The sequence below is a fragment of the Brachybacterium sp. HMSC06H03 genome, assembly GCF_001807385.1.
Classification (GTDB): Bacteria; Actinomycetota; Actinomycetes; order Actinomycetales; family Dermabacteraceae; genus Brachybacterium; species Brachybacterium conglomeratum.
The window spans coordinates 1-5,338 of record NZ_KV788656.1 but is presented as its reverse complement, the minus strand read 5'-3'; the positions used below and the strand labels follow the sequence as shown (position 1 = coordinate 5,338).

Annotated in this window: 5 protein-coding genes; 4 read left to right on the top strand and 1 reads right to left on the bottom strand. The window is 72.2% G+C overall.

All coding sequences use genetic code 11. The annotated features are described in order from the left end of the window. Positions 1–1,048: LLM class flavin-dependent oxidoreductase (locus tag HMPREF3159_RS01630; protein WP_246821411.1), on the top strand; the 1,048-nt coding region annotated here is incomplete at its 5' end. A gap of 115 nt (positions 1,049–1,163) precedes the next feature. Here HMPREF3159_RS01630 and HMPREF3159_RS01625 read toward each other — a convergent pair. Beyond that, on the bottom strand, positions 1,164–2,555 hold the full coding sequence (locus tag HMPREF3159_RS01625) for a glycine--tRNA ligase (protein ID WP_070499354.1): 1,392 nt from the start codon (positions 2,553–2,555) through the stop codon (positions 1,164–1,166). 150 nt (positions 2,556–2,705) lie between these two features. Here HMPREF3159_RS01625 and HMPREF3159_RS01620 point away from each other — a divergent pair, with 150 nt between their 5' ends. The 3 genes from HMPREF3159_RS01620 to HMPREF3159_RS01610 form a co-directional block, all read left to right on the top strand. Beyond that, entirely contained in the window at positions 2,706–3,695 is a 990-nt protein-coding gene (locus HMPREF3159_RS01620) for a metal ABC transporter substrate-binding protein (protein WP_070499352.1), read from the top strand. Next, positions 3,692–4,468 carry a metal ABC transporter ATP-binding protein gene (locus HMPREF3159_RS01615; RefSeq protein ID WP_070499350.1) on the top strand — a complete coding sequence of 259 codons (777 nt, stop codon included), beginning with the start codon at positions 3,692–3,694 and terminating at the stop codon, positions 4,466–4,468. The genes HMPREF3159_RS01620 and HMPREF3159_RS01615 overlap by 4 nt, the downstream gene beginning before the upstream one ends. Next, a partial coding sequence (locus HMPREF3159_RS01610; RefSeq protein ID WP_070499349.1) for a metal ABC transporter permease occupies positions 4,465–5,338 on the top strand: 874 nt, incomplete at its 3' end. The genes HMPREF3159_RS01615 and HMPREF3159_RS01610, both read left to right, overlap by 4 nt.

Genomic DNA, 5,338 nt, shown 5'->3' with positions numbered 1-5,338 from the left:
CGGCGCGCTCGCGACCGGCGCCGCGAGGGGCCGCCCCGCGCCCCGCATCGGCTTCGTCGCCCAGGTGGACCACTCCGCCCTGGACGAGGGCCGCGCGCTGTTCCGCAGCGCGGAGGCGCTCGGCTACGACGCGGGTTACGTGCGGGTGCGGCATCTGCAGGATGCGCTGCCCTCGCCGCTGCTGTTCCTCTCCGCCCTCGCCCAGCACACCGAGCGCATCGAGCTGGGCACCGCGGTGATCCCGCTCCGCTTCGAGAACGCGGGCCGGCTCGCGGAGGACCTCGCCACCGCCCATCTGCTCACCGGCGGCAGGCTACGCGCCGGCCTCGCACCGGGCTACTCCGCGCACGATGCGATCTACGCCCGCGCCTTCGGGGCCCTGCACGGCGACCATCGCGACCACGTGGACCGGATCCTGCACGACCTGCTCTCCTTCCTCGACGGGGAGATCGTCGCGGGGGCGGACGCGCACATCGAGGAGGTCGAGCCCGGCACGCCGCTGCGCCTGCAGCCCCGCGCGCCCGGGCTGCGGGAGCGCCTGGCCTACGGGGCGGCGAGCCCGGAGCGGGCGGCGATGGCGGGCCGGCTCGGCCTCGGCCTGCAGCTGGCGACCATGGCCCCGGACGACGGCTCGGGCCGCGCCTTCGCGCAGCTCCAGCTGGAGGCGCTGCGTGCCTATCGCGAGGCGTCGCTCGAGGCCGGGCACGGGGAGGGCCGGGTCATGGTCAGCCGGCAGATGCTCCCGGTGCTCGACGAGGCGGAGCTCGAGCGCTACACCACGCTGATCCCGCGCGAGCGCTCCGCGGAGGCAGGGGTGCTCGCCGAGCACCGCCGCACCGAGCTCGGCGGACGCGAGGCGGTCTACGGTCCGGTCGTGCTCGACGAGCCGGTCGCCGTCGCGCAGGCGCTGCTGGCGGACCCGGTGGTGCTGGAGGCCGACGAGATCGCGCTCGTGCTGCCCTCCGGCGCTCCCCTCGAGGACGCCGCGCGGACCCTGGACGCCTTCGCCCGCCACGTGCTGCCGCACCTGCTCCTCGCCCTCCCCTGAGGTCGGCCCCTGTCCTGACAGGGTCCTTCCGCCCACCGGAGAGCGGCTCCCGCCCGGAACCAGAACGGGGTCGACGGGGAGATCCCCGTCGGCCCCGTCGGCCGTGCTGTGCGGCTCAGGCGCCGATCAGGCGCGCGGCGAGGTAGGACTCGACCTGGTCGAGCGCCACGCGCTCCTGGGTCATGGTGTCGCGCTCGCGGATGGTGACGGCCTGGTCCTCGGCGGTCTCGAAATCGACGGTGAGGCAGAACGGGGTGCCGATCTCGTCCTGGCGGCGGTAGCGGCGGCCGATCGCCTGGGTCACGTCCATCTCGACGTTCCAGTGCTTGCGCAGCGACTCGGCGAGCTTCTCGGCGCGCGGCACGAGGTCCTCGCTCTTGGACAGCGGCAGCACCGCGGCCTTGACCGGGGCGAGGCGCGGGTCCAGGCCCAGCACGGTGCGCTTGTCGACCCCGCCCTTGGTGTTGGGAGCCTCGTCCTCGCGATAGGCGTCGACGAGGAAGGCCATCATCGAGCGGGTCAGGCCGAAGCTCGGCTCGATGACGTAGGGCGTGTAGCGCTCGTTCGCGGCCTGGTCGAAGTACTGCATCTTCGTGCCGGACGCCTCGGTGTGGCTGCTCAGGTCGAAGTCGGTGCGGTTGGCGACGCCCATCAGCTCGCCCCACTCGCTGCCCTGGAAGCCGAAGCGGTACTCGAAGTCGATGGTGCCGGCCGAGTAGTGGGCGCGCTCGTCCTCCGGCACGTCGAAGCGGCGGAGGTTCTCCTCCTTGATGCCGAGGTCCACAAACCAGTTCCAGCACTCCTCGACCCAGGCCCTGAAGTGCTCGTCGGCCTCGGCCGGCGGGGTGAAGTACTCGATCTCCATCTGCTCGAACTCGCGGGTGCGGAAGATGAAGTTGCCGGGGGTGATCTCGTTGCGGAACGCCTTGCCGATCTGGCCGATGCCGAAGGGCGGCTTCTGCCGGGTGGCGGTGACGACATTGAGGAAGTTGACGAAGATGCCCTGCGCGGTCTCGGGGCGCAGGAAGTGCAGGCCGGCCTCGGAGGAGACGGGGCCGAGGTAGGTCTTCACCAGGCCGGAGAACTGCTGCGGCTCGGTGAACTCGCCGCGCGTGCCGCAGTTGGGGCAGGCGATCTCCGCCATGCCGCCCTCAGGGGCGCGGCCCTTCTTGGCCTCGAAGGCCTCGATCAGGTGGTCCTCGCGGAAGCGGTTGTGGCAGCTGCGGCACTCCACCAGCGGGTCGACGAAGGTCGCGACGTGCCCGGAGGCCTCCCACACCCGCTTGGGGAGGATGATCGAGGAGTCCAGTCCCACCATGTCCCCGCGGGACTGGACGAAGGTGCGCCACCACTGGCGCTTGATGTTCTCCTTGAGCTCCACGCCCAGGGGGCCGTAGTCCCAAGCGGAGCGGGAGCCTCCGTAGATCTCACCGGCCTGGAACACGAAGCCGCGCTTCTTGGCGAGAGCGATGACGTTGTCCAGCGTGCTGGCGGGGGCCTTGGCCACGGGGGGACTCCTGGTGACGGTGCGATCAGAACGCGCCCAGCATAGTCATCGGCCCAGGACGCCGCTCGCGTGTGAGCGTCCCCACGCGCACCGGCTCCGCACGGCCTCCCGACTTGCACCCCGGCACCGCCATTGGTGAGAATGATTGTCATGTCGCATGCCTCCCCTCTTCGCCGCCGCACCCTCCTGTCCGCCCTCGGCCTCGGCGCCGGTGCGGCGCTCCTGGCCGCCTGCGGGGAGGGCACGGCCGCCGACGGGGACGGACTGTCGGTCGTCACCTCGGCCTACGCGCTGAGCTTCCTGGTCACGCGGATCGGCGGCGAGCACGTCGCCCTCACGGACCTCACCACGCCGGGGGCCGACGCCCACGGCCTCGAGCTGTCCGTGAAGCAGACCATGCTCGTCGAGGAGGCCGACTTGGTGCTGCAGATCCCCGGCTTCCAGACCGCGCTCGACGACGCCATCGCCTCCCAGGGGGGCGACAACGTGCTCGACGTCTCCTCCGTGATCACGCTCCTGCCCGCCGATGCCGGCAGCGCGGAGGAGGTGCACGCCGGGGAGAGCGAGGAGGAGCACGCCGAGCACGCCGAGGAGGGCGACTCCCACGAGGGCCACGACCACGGCCCGAACGACCCCCACTTCTGGCACGACCCGCTGCGGATGGCGGATCTGGGCGACGCGATCGCCGCGCGCCTGGGCGAGCTCTCCCCCGAGAACGCCGAGGAGTTCACCTCCGCCGCGGCCACGGTGCGCGAGGAGCTCGAGCAGCTCGACGCCGAGCTGACCTCCGCCTTCGAGGAGGTGGCCGACGAGCGACGCACCTTCATCACCAGCCACGCCGCCTACACCTATCTCGCCGACCGCTACGACCTGCACCAGGTGGGCATCTCCGGGATCGACCCGGAGACCGAGCCGTCCCCGCAGCGGCTGCTCGCCCTCGAGACCGTGGTCCGCGACGAGGAGGTCACCACGATCTTCTTCGAGGCGACCGCCTCGCCGAAGGTCGCCCAGACCCTCGCCGACAATCTCGGCATCGACAGCGCCGAGCTGGACAACCTCGAGACCCAGCAGTCCCCGGAGGCGGACTACCCTGCCGTCATGAGAAGCAACTGCACCGCCCTCGCGGAGAGCTGGGCGTGAGCGCCGGCGACGGAGCGGGGGACGGACCGGTCGTCGAGATCGTCGGCGCGAGCGTCTCCCGCGCCGGCCAGCGGGTCCTGCACGACATCGACCTGAGCATCGAGCGCGGCGAGCTCGTCGCGCTGCTCGGTGCGAACGGCTCGGGCAAGTCGACCCTGCTGCGCGCCGCGGTCGGGGTGCTGCCGCTCGAGAGCGGCACGGCGCACCTGCTGGGCCGCCCGGTCTCCCAGGGGCGTGCCCACGACGGCCTCGGCTACGTCCCCCAGGAGTCGGCCGAGACCGGCTCGATCCCGGCGACCGCACGGGAGACCGTCGCCAGCGGCCTGCTCACCGCCCGCCGCTGGTGGCCCAGCGCCCGCGACCCCCGGGTCGATGCCGCGCTCGAGGCGGTCGGGATGGCGGACCTCGCCGGCCGGCCGATCACCCGCATGTCGGGCGGGCAGCGTCGGCGCGTGATGATCGCCCGGGCCCTGGTGCGCGATCCCGAGCTGCTCGTGCTCGACGAGCCCTTCTCCGGGGTGGACGTCCCCACCCAGCAGCTGATCGCCGACCTCTTCGGCGAGCTCTCCGCCCGCGGCACCACCCTGCTCGTGGTCCTGCACGAGACCGGTCCGCTGACCGATGACATCAGCCGCGCCGTGGTCCTGGACCACGGCCGCATGGTCCACGACGGCCCCGTGAGCGAGCGCCCGCACCTGGACCCCGGGCACGGACATCCCGAGGACGCCGCCCCGCTCGACGAATGCCTGGGACAGGAGATCCACCCCGCATGATCTCGATGCTGGACATCCTCACCTCCGACCTGCTGCGCTACCCGCTGATCATCGCGGTGCTCATCGGGCTCACCGCCCCGGTGGTCGGCACCTATCTGGTGCAGAAGCGGCTCTCCCTGCTCGGCGACGGCCTCGGGCACGTCGCGCTGACGGGCGTGGCCGTCGGCTGGCTCATCGGCGCCTGGCTCTCCGCCACCCCGGCCGACCTGCTCGCGATCCCGGGGGCGCTGGCCGCCTCCGTGATCGGCGCGGTGCTGATCGAGTACGTGCGCGAGATCAGCCACACCAGCCGCGACGTGGCACTGGCGATCCTGTTCTACGGCGGCATCGCCGGCGGTGTGGTCATCATCCAGCTCGCCGGCGGCACCTCGCAGAACCTGATGGGCTATCTCTTCGGCTCCCTCTCGACCGTGACCCGGCTGGACACCGTGATCGCGCTCGTGCTCGCCGTGGTCGTGCTCGCGATCGGGGTGGGGCTCTCCGCCCTGCTCGCGGCCGTCACCGCCGATGACGAGTTCGCCCGCGCCGCGGGGCTGCCGGTGCGGACCGTCAACGTCCTCATCGCAGTGATGGCGGCGCTGACGGTGACGCTGTCGATGCGGATCGTGGGCGCACTGATGGTCTCGGCGCTGATGATCGTGCCGGTGGCCGCCGCGCAGCATCTGGTGGTCGGCTTCGCCCGCACGATGCGCACTGCCATGGTCATCGCGATGCTGTGCGCCGTCGGCGGCCTGGTGATCACGGTCTACGTCGACCTCCCGCCGGGCGGCGTGATCGTGCTGCTGACGATCGCGGTGTATGTGGCCGCGCTCGTCGTCCGCTCGCTGCTAGCGGCGCGACGCAGCCGGCCGGCGGCCGGCCCCGGGTCCG

Excerpts from the sequence above, each read along its gene's own strand:
- HMPREF3159_RS01620 (WP_070499352.1), top strand. The coding sequence starts at position 2,706 with ATGTCGCATGCCTCCCCTCTTCGCCGCCGCACCCTCCTGTCCGCCCTC.